Annotated in this window: 19 protein-coding genes; 5 read left to right on the top strand and 14 right to left on the bottom strand. The window is 71.8% G+C overall.

Annotation, left to right across the window (positions count from 1 at the left end):
• Window positions 1–345: 345 nt before the first annotated feature.
• Window positions 346–1455 carry an L-cysteine desulfhydrase Cds1 gene (gene cds1, locus ACU436_RS31090; protein WP_459030565.1) on the bottom strand — a complete coding sequence of 370 codons (1110 nt, stop codon included), beginning with the start codon at window positions 1453–1455 and terminating at the stop codon, window positions 346–348.
• A 42-nt stretch (window positions 1456–1497) separates the two neighbouring features.
• On the bottom strand, window positions 1498–2808 hold the full coding sequence (locus tag ACU436_RS31095; RefSeq protein WP_459030566.1) for an alkaline phosphatase PhoX: 1311 nt from the start codon (window positions 2806–2808) through the stop codon (window positions 1498–1500).
• 381 nt (window positions 2809–3189) lie between these two features.
• Here ACU436_RS31095 and ACU436_RS31100 point away from each other — a divergent pair, with 381 nt between their 5' ends.
• The 3 genes from ACU436_RS31100 (at window position 3190) to ACU436_RS31110 (ending at window position 4960) form a co-directional block, all read left to right on the top strand.
• Window positions 3190–3975, top strand: a complete 786-nt coding sequence (locus ACU436_RS31100; protein WP_459030567.1) for a hypothetical protein — start codon at window positions 3190–3192, stop codon at window positions 3973–3975.
• Window positions 3976–4113: 138 nt separating this feature from the next.
• The gene (locus tag ACU436_RS31105) at window positions 4114–4527 is read left to right on the top strand and encodes an STAS domain-containing protein (RefSeq protein ID WP_459030568.1); all 414 of its coding nucleotides are present in this window, start codon (window positions 4114–4116) and stop codon (window positions 4525–4527) included.
• A gap of 139 nt (window positions 4528–4666) precedes the next feature.
• A complete protein-coding gene (locus ACU436_RS31110) occupies window positions 4667–4960 on the top strand; it encodes a WhiB family transcriptional regulator (protein ID WP_459030569.1) in 294 nt (97 codons plus the stop codon).
• Window positions 4961–5005: 45 nt separating this feature from the next.
• On the opposite strand, the gene ACU436_RS31115 is transcribed toward ACU436_RS31110, so the two are convergent.
• Both ACU436_RS31115 and ACU436_RS31120 read right to left on the bottom strand, forming a co-directional pair.
• Window positions 5006–5506, bottom strand: coding sequence for a hypothetical protein (locus ACU436_RS31115; protein WP_459030570.1), 501 nt, complete (start codon window positions 5504–5506; stop codon window positions 5006–5008).
• A 231-nt stretch (window positions 5507–5737) separates the two neighbouring features.
• Entirely contained in the window at window positions 5738–7453 is a 1716-nt protein-coding gene (locus tag ACU436_RS31120; RefSeq protein ID WP_459030571.1) for a PP2C family protein-serine/threonine phosphatase, read from the bottom strand.
• 71 nt (window positions 7454–7524) lie between these two features.
• On the opposite strand from ACU436_RS31120, the gene ACU436_RS31125 reads away from it, so the two are divergent.
• Window positions 7525–8244 (top strand): FadR/GntR family transcriptional regulator, encoded by a 720-nt coding sequence (locus tag ACU436_RS31125; protein ID WP_459030572.1) that lies wholly within the window; start codon window positions 7525–7527, stop codon window positions 8242–8244.
• On the opposite strand, the gene ACU436_RS31130 is transcribed toward ACU436_RS31125, so the two are convergent.
• The 4 genes from ACU436_RS31130 to ACU436_RS31145 are packed head-to-tail and all read right to left on the bottom strand — an operon-like array spanning window position 8237 to window position 12717.
• The gene (locus tag ACU436_RS31130; protein WP_459030573.1) at window positions 8237–9637 is read right to left on the bottom strand and encodes an Nramp family divalent metal transporter; all 1401 of its coding nucleotides are present in this window, start codon (window positions 9635–9637) and stop codon (window positions 8237–8239) included. The genes ACU436_RS31125 and ACU436_RS31130 overlap by 8 nt on opposite strands.
• A gap of 50 nt (window positions 9638–9687) precedes the next feature.
• On the bottom strand, window positions 9688–11193 hold the full coding sequence (locus ACU436_RS31135) for a tripartite tricarboxylate transporter permease (RefSeq protein WP_459030574.1): 1506 nt from the start codon (window positions 11191–11193) through the stop codon (window positions 9688–9690).
• 4 nt (window positions 11194–11197) lie between these two features.
• Window positions 11198–11701 (bottom strand): tripartite tricarboxylate transporter TctB family protein, encoded by a 504-nt coding sequence (locus tag ACU436_RS31140; RefSeq protein WP_459030575.1) that lies wholly within the window; start codon window positions 11699–11701, stop codon window positions 11198–11200.
• Complete coding sequence (locus tag ACU436_RS31145; RefSeq protein ID WP_459030576.1) at window positions 11698–12717, bottom strand: tripartite tricarboxylate transporter substrate binding protein; 1020 nt, start codon at window positions 12715–12717, stop codon at window positions 11698–11700. Before ACU436_RS31145 ends, ACU436_RS31140 begins: the two co-directional genes overlap by 4 nt.
• 154 nt (window positions 12718–12871) lie before the next feature.
• Between ACU436_RS31145 and ACU436_RS31150 the strand changes: the two genes are divergently transcribed.
• Complete coding sequence (locus ACU436_RS31150) at window positions 12872–13819, top strand: 2-hydroxyacid dehydrogenase (RefSeq protein ID WP_459030577.1); 948 nt, start codon at window positions 12872–12874, stop codon at window positions 13817–13819.
• Window positions 13820–14013: 194 nt separating this feature from the next.
• On the opposite strand, the gene ACU436_RS31155 is transcribed toward ACU436_RS31150, so the two are convergent.
• From ACU436_RS31155 to ACU436_RS31180, 6 genes are all read right to left on the bottom strand, one after another.
• Window positions 14014–15333 (bottom strand): ABC transporter permease, encoded by a 1320-nt coding sequence (locus ACU436_RS31155; RefSeq protein ID WP_459030578.1) that lies wholly within the window; start codon window positions 15331–15333, stop codon window positions 14014–14016.
• Window positions 15330–16037: an ABC transporter ATP-binding protein gene (locus ACU436_RS31160; protein WP_459030579.1), complete on the bottom strand. Its 708-nt coding sequence runs from the start codon at window positions 16035–16037 to the stop codon at window positions 15330–15332. Before ACU436_RS31160 ends, ACU436_RS31155 begins: the two co-directional genes overlap by 4 nt.
• A complete protein-coding gene (locus tag ACU436_RS31165; protein ID WP_459030580.1) occupies window positions 16037–17800 on the bottom strand; it encodes an HlyD family efflux transporter periplasmic adaptor subunit in 1764 nt (587 codons plus the stop codon). The genes ACU436_RS31160 and ACU436_RS31165 overlap by 1 nt, the downstream gene beginning before the upstream one ends.
• Before the next feature lie 138 nt (window positions 17801–17938).
• Entirely contained in the window at window positions 17939–18322 is a 384-nt protein-coding gene (locus tag ACU436_RS31170; protein ID WP_459030581.1) for a DoxX family protein, read from the bottom strand.
• 94 nt (window positions 18323–18416) lie between these two features.
• Window positions 18417–18803, bottom strand: a complete 387-nt coding sequence (locus ACU436_RS31175) for a VOC family protein (protein ID WP_459030582.1) — start codon at window positions 18801–18803, stop codon at window positions 18417–18419.
• 13 nt (window positions 18804–18816) lie between these two features.
• Window positions 18817–20544: an IlvD/Edd family dehydratase gene (locus tag ACU436_RS31180; RefSeq protein WP_459030583.1), complete on the bottom strand. Its 1728-nt coding sequence runs from the start codon at window positions 20542–20544 to the stop codon at window positions 18817–18819.
• Window positions 20545–20581 lie beyond the last annotated feature (37 nt).

A 20581-nucleotide genomic window follows, 5' to 3' on the forward strand; every position in this document is an offset into this window, starting at 1 on the left:
GGCGACGGCCGCCCCGGTGACCCCGGGGGACGGTAGTGGCGCCAACCCGACCACCCGCCGGGGACGAGGTCGGGGTCCGGACAGGAGCGGCCGCGCCCGGGACCGGATCGAAGGGTGGGCGATCGGGCTACGAGCCGGGCACGGCGCGCCCACCGGCAGCCGATCCCGCGACGAGGCAGACCCGACCGCCAGCGCCGGTCACATTCATGATCCGCAGTATCGGTTGGCCATAGCTGCGGCGACAGCCATGAACAACCGATATCCGCGATCTTCCCGCCAGGATCGCGCATCGACGCGAGACATGATCACGATGCACCGCTGGAGTGCTAGAAGCTGCGGAGGGCGCTACGGGTCCACGGTGAAGTGGTGCCACTCACCCGTCTTCATGAACTGCTCCAGCGTCGACGTGTAGGGCGCCAGGTTCATGCCCTGGCGTTCCACCCAGCCGTCGTCGTAGTAGCTGTGCTGGTAGCGGTCGCCGCCGTCGCAGATCAGCGTCACCACGCTGCCCCGCACCCCCGCCGCCCGCATGCGCGCCACCAGCTGCCAGACCCCCCACAGGTTGGTGCCCGTCGAGCCGCCCGCCCACCGGCCCGTCACGTCGCGCAGGTGGCGGGCCGCGGCGACGCTCGCGGCGTCCGGCACCGGGATCATCAGGTCGATCACGCCGGGCACGAAGCTCGGCTCCATCCGCGGCCGGCCGATGCCCTCGATGCGGGACGGCATCCCGGTGCCGTATTCGGGGGCGTTCAGCGTCCAGCCGGGGAAGAAGGCGGAGTTCTCGGGGTCGACGACGGCCAGGCGTGTGCGGTGCCGCCGGTAGCGCACGTAGCGCCCGATCGTCGCGGACGTGCCGCCGGTGCCGGCGCCCACGACGATCCACTCCGGCACGGGGAACCGTTCCATCGCCAGCTGATCGAAGATCGACTCGGCGATGTTGTTGTTGCCCCGCCAGTCGGTGGCCCGCTCGGCGTAGGTGAACTGGTCGATGTAGTGCCCACCGGTCTCGGCGGCGAGCCGCTCCGCCTCCGGGTACATGTCCGGCGCCCGGTCGACGTAGTGGCAACGCCCGCCGTACCGCTCGATCAACGCGAGCTTCTCCGGGCTCGTGGACCGGGGCACGACCGTGACGAACGGCACGCCGACCAGCTGCGCGAAGTACGCCTCCGACACCGCCGTCGAGCCCGAGCTCGCCTCCACGACGGTGGTGCCCTCGACGATCCAGCCGCTGGTCAGCGCATACAGGAACAGCGAGCGGGCGAGCCGGTGCTTGAGGCTCCCGGTGGGGTGCACCGACTCGTCCTTGAGGTACACGTCGATGCCCCACTCCGGCGGCAGCGGGAAGGGATGCAGGTGCGTGTCGGCGGAGCGGTTGGCATCGGCCTCGACGCGCCGGATGGCCTCGGTGACCCAGGCGCGGGTGCGGTCGCAGGAACGGTCGACGGGTTGGGACACGCGTTGAGTGTCCCGTACCGGAGGTCCGGTACGGGACACTGGTCAACCCCACGGGCCCGTGATCGCGAACATCGTGCCCGGCACCTGGACGTTCGCGAACAGCACCCGGCCGTCGGCGCTGAAGACGGGGCCGGTGAACTCGCTGCCGCGCTCGCTGCGGGCGAGCCGGAACGTCGTGCCGTCCTCGGCGGCCCCGACGAGGTGGTTGGTCCCGTCCCCGTCCTCGGCGACGATCACGCCGCCGTGCGGCGAGACGCTGATGTTGTCGGGGCCGTCGGAGCCGTCGTCCTCACCGGTGAACAGCAGCCGCAGCGTGAACGTCGACCGCCGCGGGTCGTAGTGCCACACCTGCCCACGGTGGCTGCTCGAGTAGCTCGACACGATGTACGCGCCACCGTGGCCCCACCAGGCGCCCTCCAGCTTGTGTGCGCGGGTGACGCGGCCGTCGTCGAGCTGCTTGCGCACCGACTCCTCCCGGGCGTCCCGGTCGGGCAACTCCACCCACTCCACGGCGTACGTGGTGCCCGCCGATGACGCCCGCGACAGGTTGTCGACGTGCTTGCCCGCCTCGTCCGTGCAGCGCATGGCCGCCAGTGCCCCGTCGGCGTCGCCGAGCGCGCGCAGGGCCCCACGGCCGACCCGGAAGCCCGGCGGCGGCGACCAGCGGTAGAGGAGCCCGTCGGGCCCGGACGCGTCCTCGGTGAGGTAGACGTCGCCGCCGGCCGGGTCCACGGCCAGGGCCTCGTGGATGAACCGCCCCAACGCCTTCACCGGGCGCGGGTCGCGGATCGCGGCCCGGTCGAACGGGTCCACCTCGAAGACGTACCCGTGGTCACGCTCGTACCCGCGCTCACCGGCCCGCGCTTCGGTCTCCTCACAGGTGAGCCAGGTCTGCCAGGGCGTCACGCCGCCCGCGCAGTTGGTGGACGTGCCGGCGATCCCGACCCGCTCGGACACCCGCCGTCCCCGCGCGTCGGTGGTGACGATCGTGCAGCCGCCCGCGGCCGCGGGGTCGTAGACCAGCCCGTCGAGGTGCGGTACGGCGAGCTCGGTGCCCGCCCCCTCGCGGATCTCGTGGTTGAGCACGAGCACGGTGCCGCCGGCTGCCGCGGCGAACGCGCCCGTGCCGTCGTGGTTGCGCGGGGTGGGCTCCCCGGTGTCCAGCTCGGTCTCGCCCGCGTCCGTGACGACCGCGTAGGTGAACCCCTCCGGCAGGGCCAGCCGCCCCGCCGGGTCGTCGACGAGCGCGCCGTAGCCCGCGGGCGCGGCCGCCACGCGCAGGACGTCGGTGCTCCCGGCCAGCAGCACCCCCGCCGCCGACCTCTGGAGGAACGAACGCCGCGACAGCCCCATGGGTCCGATGAAATCGGACGAGCAGGGTCTTCGGGGTCACGACGTGCGGACAGGTACCCCGATCAGGACGAGGTCGCGCCCCACGCCTACAGATAGTAATCGTCCGCGTACTCTCCGTACGCAGGCGTCGCGGCGACGTACTGGCCCATCTGGCCGCCGGAATGATCGTCCAGGCGGTGGAGGCGGCGGGCGACGACCCGAGTAACGATCTTCGCACGTCACAGGCGTTCGCGGAGAGGGCGCCGCAGGCCGCAGCTCGTCGACCGCACGCCCCGCGAGGCTGTGCGCTGCAGCGATGGCGAACACCGCCGGACGCAGGCAGGCACCCGCCCGCCGACGCCATATGGAGGAATACCAGTCCGAGCGAACACACTACCGACTGTGACGATCAGCACCCCCCAGAACTCCGTCCACAGCAGTGGGGGCGTCCCGTCCCCCGCCGGAGCGTCGTTCGACATCGTCCGCCGCGGCTACGACCGCGACCAGGTCGATGCGCAGATGCGCGAGCTCCGTGACCGAGTCAACGCAGCCGAGACCGCACGCAAGCAAGCCGAGCAGCACGCCCGCGGCATCGAGGGCGAGCTCCGCACCACCCGTGCCCAACAGGCCGACGGCCCGATCTCCCAGGAGAGCTTCGGGTTCCGCGCAGAGAAGATCCTGCGGCTCGCCGAGCACGAGGCGGCCGACGTCCGCAGCCGGGCCGCCAACGAGGCCACGGCGCTGGTTGAGCAGGCCCGTGCCGACGCCGAACGGCACCGCCACGAGGTCGAGCAGAAGCTCATCGCACGGTCGGCCGAGCTCGACCAGGAGGCGGCGCAGCGCAACGTCGCCATCCAGGAGCGGGAGCAGCAGGCCGCCGCCATGCTGTCCGCCGCCCGCGACGATGCCAGCCGCATCACCGACGACGCGCGCGCAGCGGCCGACAAGGTGCTCTCCGAGGCGCAGGCCCGCGCCAAGGAGGTCCTCAACCGGAGCGACCAGGACCTCAAGCGCCGCCGTGAGGCCGCCGAGCAGGAGCTGCGGCGCATCGGCTCCCTGCACGAGGGCGTCCGCAACGAGATGGGGCGGCTGCACAAGCTCCTCGGCACCGAGCTGGGCGAGAGCGCCTCGCGCAGCAACAACAGCAACGACTCCGCGGACCGCAACGGCGTCGCCGCCCGCGGGTGACCCCGCGGCCGAGCTGATCGTCCGTTTCCGATCCGCACCCCGCGGGCGGCCCGGACCGGGTCCCCTCCGCCTGACCCGTCCGGGCCGCCTGCCGCTCCAGGTGGCACGACCGAGCCCCGAGCCTTACGGTGACGACCGATGTCCGAGACGCGCGAGAACCTCCAGACGCAACCCTCGTCTACCCGACGTGGGGGCGAAGCCGACGACCAGATCACGCTGTCGACCGCGCGCCCGGCCACCGGGCAGGTCGTCATCCAGGTCGGCGGCGAGGTCGACATGCTCACGTCCCCGCAGCTGCGCCTCGCCGTGCTCGACCAGTTCGAGCCCGAATCCGGGGTGGAGCTCGTCGTGCTCGACCTCGACGGCGTCACCTTCCTCGGCACCAGCGGCCTCGCCGTGCTCATCGAGGTGCGGGAGGCCGCCCACACGGCGGGCGTCGAGCTCCGGTTGGCATGCACCGCGCGCCGCGTGCTGCGGCCGCTCACCATCGCCGGGCTGATCCCGCTCTTCGACATTCACGACACCGTGGAGCGTGCGCTCGCGGCCACCTGACCAGCCATAAAACCTCCTGTCAGATGTGAGCTGAGTCACATCCGGTTCATCAGTGCTCTGACGTGTTTGACCGCGCATCGGCCTGGGAACCAGCACCTCGGTCGCCCGGAACGTCGGGCACGAACGACAAGAGGTGACGATGAGCGACGTTTCGCGGCTCCCCGGCCCCATGGACCACGCGTGGCAGTGGCAGCGTCTCGGGGCGTGCCGTGGCATGGACAGCGGCGTCTTCTTCCACCCCGACGGGGAGCGCAACCCGTCGCGTGCGCGCCGCACCGCCCAGGCCAAGGAAGTGTGCCGACACTGCCCGGTGATCGAGCAGTGCCGCGAGTTCGCGCTCCAGACCCGCGAGCCGTTCGGCGTGTGGGGTGGCCTCGCGGAGGCCGAGCGCAGGGTGATCCTCGAACAGCGCGGCATCGCGATGGCCAGCTGAACGATCGGACAGGATGGGGCGGGGCCCGCGGGGCCCGCCCCTTTTTCACGCGCCCGTGACGACGGACAGCTCCAGGCAGCGGTAGCGCAGCAGCGGGATCCCGTAGACCTGGGCGATCCGCTGAGCGGCGCGCTCCACGACATTGCGTGCCGGGTCGGCGGGCGCCGGTGCGGGGGCCAGGCAGTACAGACCCGGCTCCGGGTCGAAACCCACCAGCTCGCTCAACGCGGCCACCAGATCGCCTTCCGCGGTGGCGGGCAGCGGGCTGGGCAGGCCGAGCCGGTGCAGGGCGAGCCCGGGAAGCTCGAGCCGGGCGGCGCTCGCCCGCAGCTCCTCACCCACGTGGTCGTGTTCGCCGTCCGGGTCGGGCCGGCCGTCGTCTGCCGCCACGAGCAGCTCGACCTGCGGGAACCCGGCGATGAGCTCGGCCAGGTGGGATTCGGGGCGCAGCAGTTCCATCGGGCTGACGGCGACCGCCACCGCGCGGGACGCGGGCACGGCCGAACCACCGGTGGCGGCACCCGCCACCGGCTCGGAGACAGGCATCTCCGGAACCGCGACCATCTGCAACATGTCCCCCTCGACCGGCCGCCCATCCCGCCCCCCGGGACAGACGATCCGTCGCTGAGTCAACTCCCACCGGAGCACCCGGCACCGCCGTACCGGAGGTCCGTACGCCGAGCGGCGGGGCGCAATCCGTGAGTGGCGCCTCGCCGTGGGGTAGGCGGTGGAACGGTCCGTTAACACCGTTCGGCGCTCCCACCTGCGCAGACTCCCTCACGGATCGAGTCGGACGGCCAGCAGCGCGACGTCGTCACGCAGTCGCGGCGGGCTGCACGCCGCGAGCACCCGCTCCACGACGTCGTCCGCGGCGAGGTCGAGCGGGAGGGCCGCCAGGGTTCGTTCCAGCAATGCGGTCCGCTGGTCGGCGTCCTCGCCCGCGACGTCGGTGAGGCCGTCGGTGTAGAACAGCAGCAGCGTGCCGGGCGGGCACCGGCGCACCGCCTCGGCACGGCCGGGGCCGGCCCGCCTGCCCAGGCTGCGGATGGCACCGATCATCGGTGAGCGCTGCTCGTCCAGCCGCACCAGCGTGCCGTCGGGTTCGAGCAACAGCGGGGCCGGATGGCCCGCGTTCGCGTAGCAGAGCATCCGCCCCCCGTCCGGGTCGGGCGGTTCGACGCGGATGTAGACGGCCGTGGCCATCGCCGCCATCTCGAGGCCCTGCACGAGCTGGTCGCACCGGTCGAGCACCGAACCGGGCCGGCCGCCGTCCCACGCGTACGAGCGCAGCACACCGCGCAGCTGCCCCATCGCGGCGGCCGCCTTCAGGTCGTGCCCGGCCACGTCGCCGATGGCCAGGCCGAGCGCGCCGTCGGGCAGGTCGAGGACGTCGTACCAGTCGCCGCCGACCTGGTTGCCGTCCACGCCCACCAGGTACCGGGCGGCCACCTGCACGCCCGCGACGTCCGACACCTCGGGCAACAGGCTGCGCTGGAGCGTGACGGCGGCGGCGTGCTCGGTCTCGTACAGCCGCGCGTTGTCGATCGCGAGCCCGGCCCGGCCGGCGATGTCGGTCGCGAGGTGCAGATCGCGCAACGAGTAGCGCCGCCCGTGGGGATGCTGGGTGAGCAGCGTGAGCGCGGCGAGCACCCGCCCCCGCGCGCGCACCGCCACGACCATCACCGACCGCAGCCGCAGCGTGTCGTAGACGGCGGCCGCGGCCCGGTCCTCCGGGTACCGGTCGGCGCCGCGTTCGGGTAGCTCCGGCACGAGCACGGGTTGGGTGCCCGCCAGGACGTGGCCGGTGTCGCTGCTGCCGCCCACGTGGTACTTGCGCAGGAGGCCGAGCTCGCGCAGCCGTTCCTCGTCCCCCGCATCCCGCCCGGCCACGGCGAGGCGGTGCGGCGCCCCGTCGCCCGGCGCGTCCAGAACGTCCACGGCGCACAGGTCCGCGAGCTCCGGCACGAGGCTGCGGGCCAGCCGCTCGCACGCGTCCACGACGCCGAGCGCCGCGGTCATCTGCGTGGTGGCCTCGGCGAGCATCCGCAGCTGCGCCCGGGCTTCCTCGGCCTCGGTGAGAGCGGCCCGGCGCTCCTGCTCGACGACGACCCGCTCCGTCACGTCGGACTGCACGCCGACGAAGTTGACGAGGTCGCCGGAGTCGTCGAACATCGGTGAGATCGCGATCTGGTTGTAGAACGCCGTGCCGTCCCGGCGGTAGTTCAGCAGCACCTCGGTGACCGAGCGGTGCGCGCGCAGCGCATCCGCGATCCGCCGCACGGCGGCCTGGTCGGTGTTGCGCCCCTGCAGGAACCGGCAGTTGCGCCCCACCGTTTCGTCCACCGGGTAGCCGGTCAGCGCGGTGAACGACGGGTTGACCCACACGAGCGGGTTGTCGTGCCGCCGCGGGTCGCTGATCGTGAACGACATGTCGGTGGCGACGACGGCCCGGTTGCGGAGCTCCTCCAACCTCCGGTCACCACGATCCACCACGAACACAGACTAGGAGAAGGGTCACGCAGTTGCTCACGTCACAACCCGGCGGTCACCTCTAGGGTGGGTGGATGCGCCAGGGGCGAGCCGACGTCGTGGCCGAACAGCTGCTCGACCTCGTTCTGGACGGCACGTTCCCGGTCGGGGGCCCGTTGCCGAGCGAGTCCGAGCTCGCCACCCGGTTCGGCGTCAGCCGCCTCACCGTGCGTGAGGCGATCCGCTCGCTCGTCCCCACGCGGGTCCTCGACGTGCAGCAGGGCCGGTCCACGCTCGTCAACCCGACGAGCCTGTGGTCTCCGCTGGACGGCAGGTTGCTCCTCGCCCGCAGCCGCGTGGGAGGCGACCCGCTGCTGCTGCCCCGCAGGCTGATGGAGGCCCGCCGGGCCGTCGAGGTCGCGATCGTCGAGCTCGCCGCGGTGCGCCGCCAGGAGCCGCACCTGGAGCGGCTGCGCGCGCTGCACCGGCAGATGCTCGACGGGCACGCGCGCGGTGACGCCGCCGGTTCCGCCGAGGCCGACCTCGCCTTCCACGCCGCGCTCTTCGAGGCCGCCGACAACGTCTTCCTCGACGCCCTGTTCGAGCCGCTCACGTCGGTGCTCCGCGCGATGCGCCAGGAGACGTCGGCGGTGGCGGACTTCCGCAGCCACGCCCTGGACCGCCACGCCGCGATCCTGCGCGCGGTCGAGGCGGGCGATCCGGTTCAGGCGCGGGCCGCGATGGAGGCCCACCTGCAGCAGACCGAGGAGGACGTCGAGCACTTCCTCGACCCCGTCGGTCTCGGCACTAGATGATCCCGACGACGTTGGCCAGCGAGTAGACGCCGAGCATCGCGATCGCCACGCTGCTCACCGCGAGGCAGACCGCGAAGGCGCGCCCGCCGTGCAGCCGGGGGTCGGTCTCGTTCTGGCGCAGCCAGTACACGGCCCACACCACGCCGATGAGGAAGATCCCCGTCATCACGCCCGCGATCTGCACCATGATCACCGGGGACTGGATCGTCAGGTAGATCACGGCCCACAGCAGCGGCAACGCCACGGTGAAGACGCGGATCCAGCGCAGCCGGGCCACCGGGTCCTGCCAGTCCAGCACGCCGAACGTGGCGAGCAGGTTCGTGTACATCCGCGCCCAGCTCGGGATCGCCGCCCACATCGTCGAGCCGAGCACGGCGATCGCGCCGAGCAGGAAGACGACGCTCGCCCAGTCACCCATGGTGTCGGTGTACATCCGGGACAACGTGGTGATCATTCCGTTGCCCTCGGGCTCGAGGCCCTGCGGGTGCAGCACGGCCGCGCCCATCAGGTAGAACGCGATCGTCCCGAAGGTGTAGATCACCCAGGACAGCATCGCGTCCTTGTACATCACCCGGATCCAGCCGTTGGCCCGGCGCACCCACGCGTCGCTTCCGTCGTTCGGGCCGACCCAGCGCGCGTACCCCTTCTCCACGCACCAGTAGGTGTAGAAGGTGATCTCGTCGGCCCCGACCCCGGTGATGCCGAACATCGCCAGCGCCGCCCCGAGCGCGCCGGCGGGGATGAGGAAGGCCAGCCCGCTGCCGAGGTCGCCGAGCCCGTAGGCGAACGGCGTGGCCGGCAGGCCGAGCGCGATGAGCACGGTGACCGCCGTGAAGATCACCACGAGGGCCGCGGCGCCGCGCTCGATCAGCGAGTACCGGTTGGAGTAGAGCAGGGCGATGCTGCCGATCGCGATCACCGAGGTCCAGATCAGCAGGGAGGTGAACCCGAGCGGGTCACCACCGATCGGCAGCAGGATGCTGAAGGCCACGGCGACGCCGCCGATGATCCCACCCAACTGCAGCAGTTTCGACAGCGCCAGCACCGCCCACAGCAGGTTCACCCAGCCGATCCCGAAGATCAGCGGGGGCACCTTGGCGTAGCCGGTGAGCGCGGGCTGGCCGGTGGCGATGGTCCAGCGCGCCAGCTCGATCTGCACCGCCACCTTGACCAGCGTGCTGACGATCACCAGCCAGAGCAGCACGAACCCGGCCTGGGCACCGAGTGCCGTGGTCGCGATCAGCTCGCCGGAGCCGACGATCGAGGCGCTGAGGATCAGCCCGGGGCCGAAGTAGCGCATGCTGTCCCGCCAGCCGGTCGGCGGCTCCTTGATGCCGTCGGCTGTGAGCGTGTACGGGTCGGTCTCGGTCGCTCTGTTGGTGCTCTCGGACATCGTCGTCCTCTCGCCTTACTCATCAGATGTCTGGAGGATCGTCGTACCCATCACGCGGAGGCGTCAACGCCCCGTCTCCGCCGCAGCAGCCCACGCAGCGCCGGATAGGTCAGCGCCAGCACCGTCACGATCATCAGCACGGCACTGATCGGCCTGGTCAGGAACTGGGTGAGGTCCCAGTTCGTCTTGATCACGCTCTGCATGAAGTTCTTCTCGACGATCGGCCCGAGCACGAGACCGAGCACCACCGGCGCCAACGGGAACCCGGAGCGTTCCAGCAGGTAGCCGACCACCCCGAGCAGCAGCATGATGATGATCTCGAGGTAGCCGTTGTTGATCGAGAACGAGCCGACGACGCAGAACGCCACGATCACCGGCATGAGCACCGACGGGGGAACCCGCAGGAGCCAGGCGCTGCCCCGGATCGCGAGGTACCCGAGCGGGACCAGCAGCAGGTTCGCCACGATGAAGATCAGGTAGACGCCGTAGAGCAGCGGGGCGTTCGTGGTGAACAGCTCGGGGCCGGGCTGGACCCCCTTCACCAGCAGCACCCCGAGCAGGATCGCGGTGATCGTGTCACCCGGGATGCCGAACACGAGGGTCGGCACGTAGGCCGATGCGAGCGCGGCGTTGTTGGCCGAACCCGCCGAGACGATCGGTTCGACGTGGCCCTCCCCCCTGCCGAAGAGGTGCGCTTCCTTCGAGGTCCGCTTCGTGGCGGCGTAGGAGACCCACGCGGCGATGTCGCCCCCCGCCCCGGGCAACGCCCCGATCACGCTGCCGATGGCGTTGCCGCTGACCATGCCCCGCCAGTACTTCCGGAGGGTGCGGACGGTCTCGCGGAACATCCCCCGCGTTCGCAGCCGTACCACGTCCACCGGCCCGCTCGGCCGCAGCGCAGCCCGCAGCACTTCGGAGAGCCCGAACAGGCCGATCATCGCCGGGATGAAGCTGATCCCCTGCAGCAGGTCGACGCTGCCGAAGGTGAACCGCGCGTAGCCCAACGCGATGTCGATCCCGACCGTCGCCAGGAGCAGCCCGATGAGCAGCGAGATCGCGCCCTTCACCTGCGAGCCCTCGGAGATGATCACCGAGGCGGTGAGACCGAGCACCGCGACCCAGAAGTACTCGTACGACGTGAAGAGCAGCGCGAACTCGGCCAGCAGCGGCGCGGCGAGCATGAGCACGACCGCGCCGACGATCCCGCCGATCACCGAGCCGAGAAGGGCCACGCCGAGCGCCCTGGCCCCGTGACCCGCCCGGGTCTGCAGGTAGGCGTCCTCCGTGTAGGCGGCGCTCGCCGGCGTGCCCGGCATGCGCACGAGCGCCGATGGCAGGTCGCCCGCGAAGATCGCCATCGCCGACATCGTGATCACCGCGGCCAGCGCGGGCAGCGGGTCGAGGAACAGCACGAACGGCACGAGCAGCGCCGTCGCCAGCGTCGCCGACAGCCCGGGGATCGCCCCGATGAACAGGCCGTACACCGCCGACGCGAGCACGACCACGATCAGCGTGGGATCGATGAGCATCCCCAGCGCCGTTGCAAGATCACCCACGTCGCTACCCCAGGAAGCCTTCCGGGAGCGGGACGAGCAGCAGCTCCTCGAACACCAGGAAGATGAACCCCGTGGTGACCGCGGCGGCCAGCACCGCGACCAGCAGTCGCGCGCCGAGCAGCCACATCAGCAGGAACAGCAGCACGCCCATCGTCAGGACGAAGCCGAGCGTCTCGGCCAGCAGCAGGTACCAGACGACGAGGCCGAGCACGGCGAGCGCGCGCAGCCACCCCCGCCCCGTGACGCCGGCGTCGGGGTCCGCGGCCGGCGTGCCCCGGGCCAGCACGGCGCGCACGACGAGCAGCAGTCCGAACAGCACGAGCAACCCACCGACGATGCCCGGGAAGAGCGCCGGGCCCGGCTGGCCGTCCGGGAGATCCGGGAACGTGCGGACGTGCAGCACGACGGCAGCGCCGAGGGCGGCCGCGAGCAGCCCGCCGACCAGGTCGTGGCGCCACGGGACGGCGGCGGGCGCCGCTGCGGGTTCGCTCGTGGGTTCGGTCGTCACGCGGCCAGCCCGGCGGCCCGCATGATCTCGCCCTTCTCGGCGTCCTGCGCCGCGAGGTACGCGCCGAAGTCCTGGGCGTTCTGCCAGACGATGCCGAAGCCCGCGGTGCCCATGAACTCCTCGTACTCGGGGCTGTGCACGATCCCGTCGAGGTGGCAGCTGAGCTCGCCGACGATGTCGTCGGGCAGGCCCTCCGGCCCGGCGATGCCCCGCCAGGCCGACATCGTGAAGTCGATGCCCTGCTCGCGCAGCGTCGGCACGTCCGGCAGGTTCGGCAGGCGTTCATCGGCCATGACGGCGATGGCCTTGGCCCGCCCGGCATCGATCATCGTGTGGTTCTCGACGAGGCTCGCCGTGGAGGTGGTGATGCCGCCGGCCACCAGCTCCTGCAGGGCGGGCGCCGCACCCTCGCTGGGCACCCAGCGGATCGCGTCGGCGGGCAGCCCCGCCTTCAGAAGCATGCCGGCCCGCGCGAGGTCCCAGATCCCGCCCCGACCGGTTCCGGACGCGGTCATCACCCCGGGCTGCGCCTTCGCCTCGGCGAGCATCTGCTGGGCGTCGGCCCACGGCGCGTCCGCCCGCACCGTGATGCCCGCCGGATCGGAGTTGACCAGACCGATCGGCGTGAGCGCCTCGTAGGTCAGGTCCGTGAGCCCCTGCCAGTGCATCATCGTGATCTCGACGGTGGCCAGCCCGATCGTCGTGCCGTCGGGCCGCGCCGTGGCGATGGCGCTGTGGCCCACCACCCCGCCGCCGCCCGTCCGGTTGACGACGTTGACCTGCACGCCGAGCCGCTCACCCAGCTGCGTGCCGATGAAGCGGGCGACGCTGTCGGTGCCCCCGCCCGCCGCCCAGGGCACGATCAGCTCGATCGGGCGGCTCGGGAAGTCGTCGGAGGTGTCGCACGGCGACGCCGGCTCGCTGGAGTCGGCTCCGCCGCCGGCACCACACGCCGCCAACACGACACTCAGTGCTATCGGCAGGGCCGCGAGACGGAAGCGACGGAAGAACTGCATGGGTGACCACCCCAGTCGACGGTGACGCGAGTGCCCGCATGATGTTCGGCCACCACCGATCGGGTCAATCACCTTCTCCGGCTACCAGTATTCGCGATCCGGATAGTCCGGCCCGGTGCAGCTCACACCGGGTGCGTTTAGCAGAGTTGCGGTCATGACGCGTCCGACCGTCCTGATGCCCGTCCCGATGCACGACGTCGTCGTCGACGGCTGCGAGGAACGTTTCGAGCTGCTGCGGCTCTGGGAGGCCGCCGACCCGGACGCGCTGCTCGCCGAGCGTCGCGACGACGTGCGCGGCCTCGCCGTGGGCAGCCACTCGCGCATCGACGCCGCCCTCTTCGACCGGCTGCCGAAGCTGGAGATCGTGGCCAACTTCGGCGTCGGGTACGACAGCGTCGACGTGGACGCGGCCACCGAGCGCGGGCTGGTCGTCACCAACACCCCCGGCGTGCTCGACGACGAGGTCGCCGACACCGCGCTCGCGCTGCTCCTGATGACCGTGCGCGAGCTGGGACGGGCCGAGCGGTACCTGCGCGCCGGGCGGTGGGCGGCCGAGGGCCACTACCCGCTGACGGACCTGACCGTCACCGGCCGGAAGCTGGGCATCCTCGGCCTGGGGCGGATCGGGGAGGCGATCGCACGGCGCGCCGAGCCCTTCGGCATGACGGTGGGCTACCACAACCGCAGCGCGAAGGACGTCCCGTACCGCTACTACCCGTCGCTGCTGGAGATGGCCCGCGACGTCGACACGCTGCTCGTCGTCGTGCCGGGCAACGCCGCCACCCGGCACCTGGTCGACGCCGAGGTGCTGACGGCCCTCGGCCCGGACGGCGTGCTCGTCAACATCGGGCGCGGCACCGTCGTGGACGAGGCCGCACTCGTCGACGCGTTGAAGACGCGCACGATCCGCGCCGCGGGCCTCGACGTCTTCGAGGACGAGCCGAACGTCCCGCGGGAGCTGATCGACCTCGACAACGCCGTGCTGCTCCCGCACGTCGGGTCGGCGAGCAAGGCCACCCGGCGGGCCATGGGGCAGCTGGTGGTGGACAACCTGACGGCGTGGTTCACGGACGGCCGCGCCCTGACCCCCGTGAACGGCTGACGGCTGCGATCCGGCGCGCTGCCCGCCGGTGACGATCGTCGGGGTGTCCGGGGTGAGGGCGCGCTGGGTCAGGACGCCGCAGGCGAACCCGAGCACGAAGATCAGGGCAGCGACCAGCGTGGCGGTGAGCCTGCTCGTGCGCCTCGGCGGTTCCCAGCCCGGATCGAGCAGGTCGTCATGCGGTTCCATCGGCATCACTCGTATCTGAGGGCGTGGATCGGACGCAGCGCCGCCGCCTTGTTCGCGGGGTAGAAGCCGAAGAACAGCCCGATCGCCACGGACACGACGAACGCGAGCAGCACGGAGAACGGCGCGACGACGAGCTGGAAACCGCCGATCGACAACGACCCGACCGCGACCCCGATGCCGATTCCGAGCAGGCCGCCGGCGACGGAGAGCATCGTGGCCTCGAGCAGGAACTGCCCGACGATGTCGGACCTCTGCGCGCCGATCGCCTTCCGGATGCCGATCTCCCGGGTCCGTTCGGTGACGGTGACGAGCATGATGTTCATGACGCCGATCCCGCCGACGAGCAGCGAGATGCCCGCCACCGCCCCCAGGAGCAGCGTGAAGGTCGCGTTGACCTCCGAGACCGCCTCGAGGATCGACGTGGGGCTGGAGATCGAGAAGTCGGGGACCGCCGTGCCGTGGCGCGCGTTCAGGATCGCCGTGACCTCGGCCTCGGCCACCGGCACGCCCTCCGCGGACATGGCCTTCACCGAGATGCTGGAGAGCGGCCCGTAGCCGGTGAGGGTGTCCTGCACCGCCGTCATGGGCGCGATCACGCGGTCGTCCTGGTCCTGCGGCCCGCTGCTGCCCTTGGCGGTCAGCAGGCCCGCCACCTGGAACGCCACGCCGTTGAGCTGGATCGCCTGCCCGACGACCGCCCGCCCGTCGCCGCCGGCCAGCTCGGTGGCGACGGTGGCGCCGACCAGCGCCACCCGGTTGTGCGCGAGGTAGTCGGAGTCGGTGATCGGCACGCCGGCCTGCACGCCGTCGTCGAGGTTGGTGAGGTAGCTCGGGGTCGTGCCGGTCAGGGTGGCGACGTCGTGCGACGCGCCCTCGTAGGTGGCCGTCACCGAGCTCGCCGTCACCACGGGCGCCACCGACGCGACGGTCGGGGCCAGCTCGGGGTCGACGAGCGCCTCGGCGTCCTCCAGGGTCAGCCGCGACTCGCGGATCTCGGTGCCGCGGTCGTCCTCCGCCGGCTGGGCACCGGCGCGCGGCGGCCCGGCGGGGCGGGGCCCGCCACCCCCGAACGGACCACCGCCGATGCGCAGGCCGCCACCGCCGCGGCCACCGGAGCCCTGACCGGTCTCCGGCGTGATCGTCAGCGTGTTGCTGCCCAGCGCGCTGATCGACGCGGTCGTGGCGGCGCTCGCCCCGGTGCCCGCCGCCACGAGGATGATGACGGCGGCGACGCCGATGACGATCCCCGACATCGTCAGCACCGAGCGCAGCTTGTTCGCCAGCACCCCGGCCACGGCGAACTGCAGGCTCTGCCCGAGGTTCACGAGCCCACCGCCGGCACCGGCGCCGCGCGCTCGTCCGCCACGATCCGGCCGTCGCGCATCTGGAGCACGCGCCTCGCGCGGTGCGCGACCTGCTCCTCGTGCGTGATCACGACGAGCGTCCGGCCGTCCGCGTTCAGGTCGTCGAACAGGGCCAGCACCTCGCCGGTGCTCCCGCTGTCGAGTGCGCCGGTCGGCTCGTCCGCGAGCAGCAGGACGGGATCGGTGGCGATCGCCCGTGCGATCGCCACCCGCTGCTGCTGCCCACCGGAGAGCTCGGACGGGCGGTGGTGGACCCGCTCGCCGAGCCCCACCCGCTCCAGGGCGCGCAGCGCCCGGCTGCGCCGCTCCGGCTTGCGGACGCGGGCGTACGCCATCGGCAGCTCGACGTTCCGCAGGGCCGTGGTCCGCGGGATCAGGTTGAACGACTGGAAGACGAACCCGATCTTCCGGTTGCGGATCAGGGCCTGCCGGCGCTCGTCGAGCCGCCGGGTGTCGACGCCGTCGAGGGCGTAGCGGCCGCGGGTCGGCAGGTCCAGGCAGCCGATGATGTTCATCAGCGTCGACTTGCCCGAACCCGACGCCCCCATCACCGCGACGTAGTCCCCGCGCTCGACGACGAGGTCGACGCCGTCCACCGCACGCACCACGGTGTCGCCGCTCCCGTAGATCTTCGCGACCTCACGGAGCTCGATGACGGGCCGCATCACCGGCCACCCGTCCTGGGGAAGCCCGCACCGGAGCCGGCGGTCGCGACGTTCGGCGACGGCAGCACCAGCACGTCGCCCTCGTCGACCCCGCTGAGGATCTCCGTGTCCGCCGGCCCGGACACGCCGATCCGCACGGGGACGACGGTGTCGGTGCCGTCGCGGCGCACCGTGACCGTGCTGCGGTTGCCGGTCGTGGTGACCGCCTGCGTCGGTGCCTTCAGCACGCCGGTCGCGCTGCCCGTCGTGACCGACAGGTTGGCGGTGGCCCCGACCCCGACCCCCGCCGGAGCGGTCTCCAGCGAGATCGTGACCGGGTAGAGCACCACGTCGTTCGACACCGTGCTCTGCGGGTCCTTCCGCGTGACGGTGCCGGTCGCCGTGGTCCCGGTCGCCGGGAACGAGACCGTGGCCTGCTGGCCCAGCTCGAGCTTCGCCGCGTCGGCCTCCGGGACCTCCGCCGTCACGGCGAGCTCGCTCGGGTTGGCGATGACGGCGAACCCGTCCCCGGCCGAGCCGGCCGCGTCCGACGCCGCCGAGTCGCCGCTGTCGCTCCCGCCGCCGTCGCCGGACGACCCCGAGTCGTCGTCGGAGCCCTGCCCGCCCGCGGACCCGCCGACCTCCCCGTTGACGGCGAGCACGACCCCGGCCTGCGGCGCCTTCAACGCGGTCTCGTCGACGCCGCGGCGGGCCGTGTCGACGTCGACCTGCGCGCTGTCGACCGTGGCCTGCGCCTGGGCGATCTCCTCCGGCGTCTGCGGGTGCGCGTTCCCCTCCGCGGTGAGCCGGGCCGCCGTGACGTCGCCCTCCGCCTTCGTCACCGCCTGCTTGTCGGTCTCGATCGTCGTCTGGCCCTTGAGCAGGGTGTCCGACCGCGTGTGCTCCGCATCCGTGACGGCCTGTTCGCGCTGGTCGAGCGTCGACTCCCGGGTCTGCTTCGCCGTCGTCACCGCCTGCTTGCCGGCCAGCAGCACCGAGTTGCGGGTGTTCTCGGCGTTCCTGGTGGCGAGCTTCGCCGAGCTGCAGCTGCCGGACGTGCTCCCGGACTCCTCGTCGTCCTCCGTGAGCGAGCTCGTGCTGCCGCAGGCCGACTTCTCCTCCGCCTCGGCCTGCGCGACGAGCGTCTTCTGGGTCTTCTCGTCGGCGTCGAGCTTGTCCTCGGCGTTCTCGATGGCCGTGGAGGTGGCCTTGTCGTCGTTCGCCAGCTCGGTCTTCGCGCTGTCGATCGCCGACTGCGTCGCCGTCCGGTCGAGCTCGAGCTGCTTCTCGGCGGCCGTCACCGCGGTCCGCGCGTTGTCGAGGGCCTGCTCGGCCTGTGTGATCGTCAGCTGGTCCTGTTGCGACTGCACGTCGGTCGGCCCGGCCCGGGCCTGGTCGAGCGCGGCCTGGGCCCCCGCGAGCTGGGCCTCGGCGGTGCGCAGCTCGGCCTGCGCCGCCGCGGCGTCGATCGTGGCCAGCGTCTGACCGAGCGTGACGGTGTCGCCCGGCTGGACCGTCACCGACGTGACGGTGCCCGACCCCTCGAAGCTGACCGGCGTGCGTAGCGACGACTCGGCGTTGCCGCTCCCGGTGACGAGCGCCGTCACGTCGCCACGGGTGACCGTCGCCGTGCGGGTGACCGGCTCCCGTCCACCCGGGTGTGTGATCACCAGGACCGTCGCCACGACCGCCAGGACCAGCAGCAGGAGCAGCCCGAGGTTCAGCCGGCGCGTGCGCGCCCAGCCCCACGCCGCCGGGAGTTTCCGGTCGCCCACCGTCGCCATTCCACCCCTTCTCCACATTTATATGAATACACTTGGAGATAGCTGTGGATCTCTTATGAGGCCATCTCTTCTGCGCATTTCAAGAATGCGAAGATAGCGGACGGAAATTGTCGTCGGCGGCGGGGACCGCCCCGCCGGTCAGACGGTGAAGGACTCGATGCCGAGACGGCCCCACGCGATGAAGGCCGCGAGTGCGAGGTAAGCCAGGTTGACCAGCACGAGCTTGTACTGCCCGAACCGGCCGTGCGTGATCATCGCGCCGACCATGAGCACGACCCAGCACAGGGCGGTGACCGCCACCATGACCGGGGCGATGCCGAGCACGGCGGGCAGGATCAGACCGACCGCCGCCAGCAGCTCGAGGACCCCGAGGGTCTTGATGAAGCCGACCCCGGCGTCCCGGGTCCACCGCCCGCCTTCGTGCGCCGCCAGCTTCTCCTTCGGGACGAACGTCTTGCTGATGCCGCCGGCCAGGGCGACCACCGCCAGCAGTCCGGTGGCGATCCACAATGCGAGGTTCATGAGCCTCCCCTTCGGTTCCAGGTTCGGCATCAAGACGCCCGCCGGTCGGCGGCTGTGACGGTTCATGAGGCAGGTCACCCCACGGCGTCCCGGATCAGGGACAGCGGCCCGCGAGGACGCAGAACTCGTTGCCCTCCGGGTCGGCGAGGACGACCCAGCTCTCGTCGCCCTGGCCGACGTCGGCGCGCCGGGCGCCCAGGTCGAGCAGGCGACGGACCTCGGCGGCCTGCTCCCGGTCGGTCGGGTTGAGGTCGAGGTGCAGCCGGTTCTTGACCGTCTTGCCCTCCGGCACGCGCGCGAACGTCAACGTCGGCGGCACCGGGCCGGGGCGGTCCTTGCCCTCGGGCACCAGCGGCGAGCCGATCGTGACGATCCCGTCCTCCTCGTCCTCCACCTCGTAGCCGAGGACCGCGCACCAGAACCGGGCGAGACCGCCGGGATCGGCACAGTCGATCGCGAGCTCGGTGAACTTGCTGGCCATGCCGGCCGCCGGGTCAGTGGTTGTCGCGAGGCAGGCCCTTGCTCGCCACGCGCTGGTAGGCCACCGCGGGCTTCAGGACCATGCCCGCGGAGAGCTGGTCCACCATGCCCCGCTGGATCTCCTGCCACGGCGTCTGGGATGCCGGCATCGAGAAGCCGCCGCCCTCGTCCAGGCGCCTGCGCCGCTCGGCCAGCTCCCCGTCGGGCACGAGCATGTCCGCGGTGCCGGCGTTCAGGTCGATTCGCACGCGGTCGCCGGTCTGCAGGATCGCCAGCCCGCCGCCCGCCGCCGCCTCGGGGGAGGCGTTGAGGATCGACGGCGATCCGGACGTGCCGGACTGGCGCCCGTCGCCGACGCACGGCAGCGCGTGCACTCCCCGCTTGATCAGCTCCGCGGGCGGCTGCATGTTGACGACCTCGGCCGCTCCCGGGTAACCGAGCGGGCCGGCACCGCGCATGAACAGCAGGCATTCCTCGTCGATCTTGAGCTCGGGGTCCTCGATGCGGTGGTGGTAGTCCTCGGGGCCATCGAAGACGACTGCGCGGCCTTCCAGGACGTTCGGGCGGTCCGGGTCGGACAGGTAGCGCTCCCGGAACTCCGGCGAGATCACGCTCGTCTTCATGATCGCGCAGTCGAAGAGATTGCCCTTCAGCACCAGGAACCCGGCGTCGTCCACCAGGGCGTTGTCGAACGTGCGGATCACGTCGCGGTCGGTGGCCACGGTGTCGCGGCAGTTCTCGCCGATCGTGCGCCCGTTGACGGTGCGGGCGCCCTCGCGGACGAGGCCTTGCGCCATCAGCTCGTTGACGACGGCGGGGACGCCGCCGGCGCGGTGGAACTCCTCGCCCAGGTACTTGCCGGCCGGCTGCAGGTCGACGATCAGCGGGATCTCGAGGCCCAGCCGCTGCCAGTCCTCCATCGGCAGCTCGACGCCCATGTGCCTGGCCACCGCCGTGATGTGGATCGGCGCGTTGGTGGAGCCGCCGATCGCGGAGTTGACGACGATCGCGTTCTCGAACGCCTCCCGGGTCATGACGTCGGACGGCTTGAGGTCCTCGTGCACCATCTCGACGATCCGCCGCCCGGTGAGGTAGGCGTTGCGGGCGCGGTCGCGGTGGGGCGCCGGGATCGCCGACGAACCGGGCAGGCTCATCCCGAGCGACTCGGCGAGCGCGTTCATCGTGGAGGCGGTGCCCATCGTGTTGCAGTGCCCCGGCGACGGCGCCGACGAGGCCACCATCTCCACGAACTCGGCCTGGTCGATCTCCTCGGCGGCCAGCATCTCGCGCGCCTTCCAGACGATCGTGCCCGAGCCGGTGCGCTCGCCGTTGTACCAGCCGTTCAGCATGGGCCCGCCGGACAGCACGATCGCCGGGATGTCCACGGTGGCCGCGGCCATGAGGCAGGCCGGGGTGGTCTTGTCGCAGCCGGTGGTGAGCACGACGCCGTCGAGCGGGTAGCCGTACAGCACCTCGACCAGCCCCAGGTACGCGAGGTTGCGGTCGAGCGCGGCGGTGGGCCGCTTGCCGGTCTCCTGGATGGGGTGCACCGGGAACTCGAACGCGAGCGCGCCCATCTCCCGGATGCCCTCGCGCACCCGGTCGGCGAGCACGAGGTGGTGGCGGTTGCAGGGGGCGAGGTCGGAGCCGGTCTGCGCGATCCCGATGATCGGCTTGCCGGACTGCAGCTCCTCGCGCGTCAGTCCCCAGTTCATGTACCGCTCGATGTAGAGGGCAGTCATGCCGGGGTTCCCGGGGTTGTCGAACCATGCCTGGCTG

The organism is Pseudonocardia wallangbongensis (genome assembly GCF_054486945.1).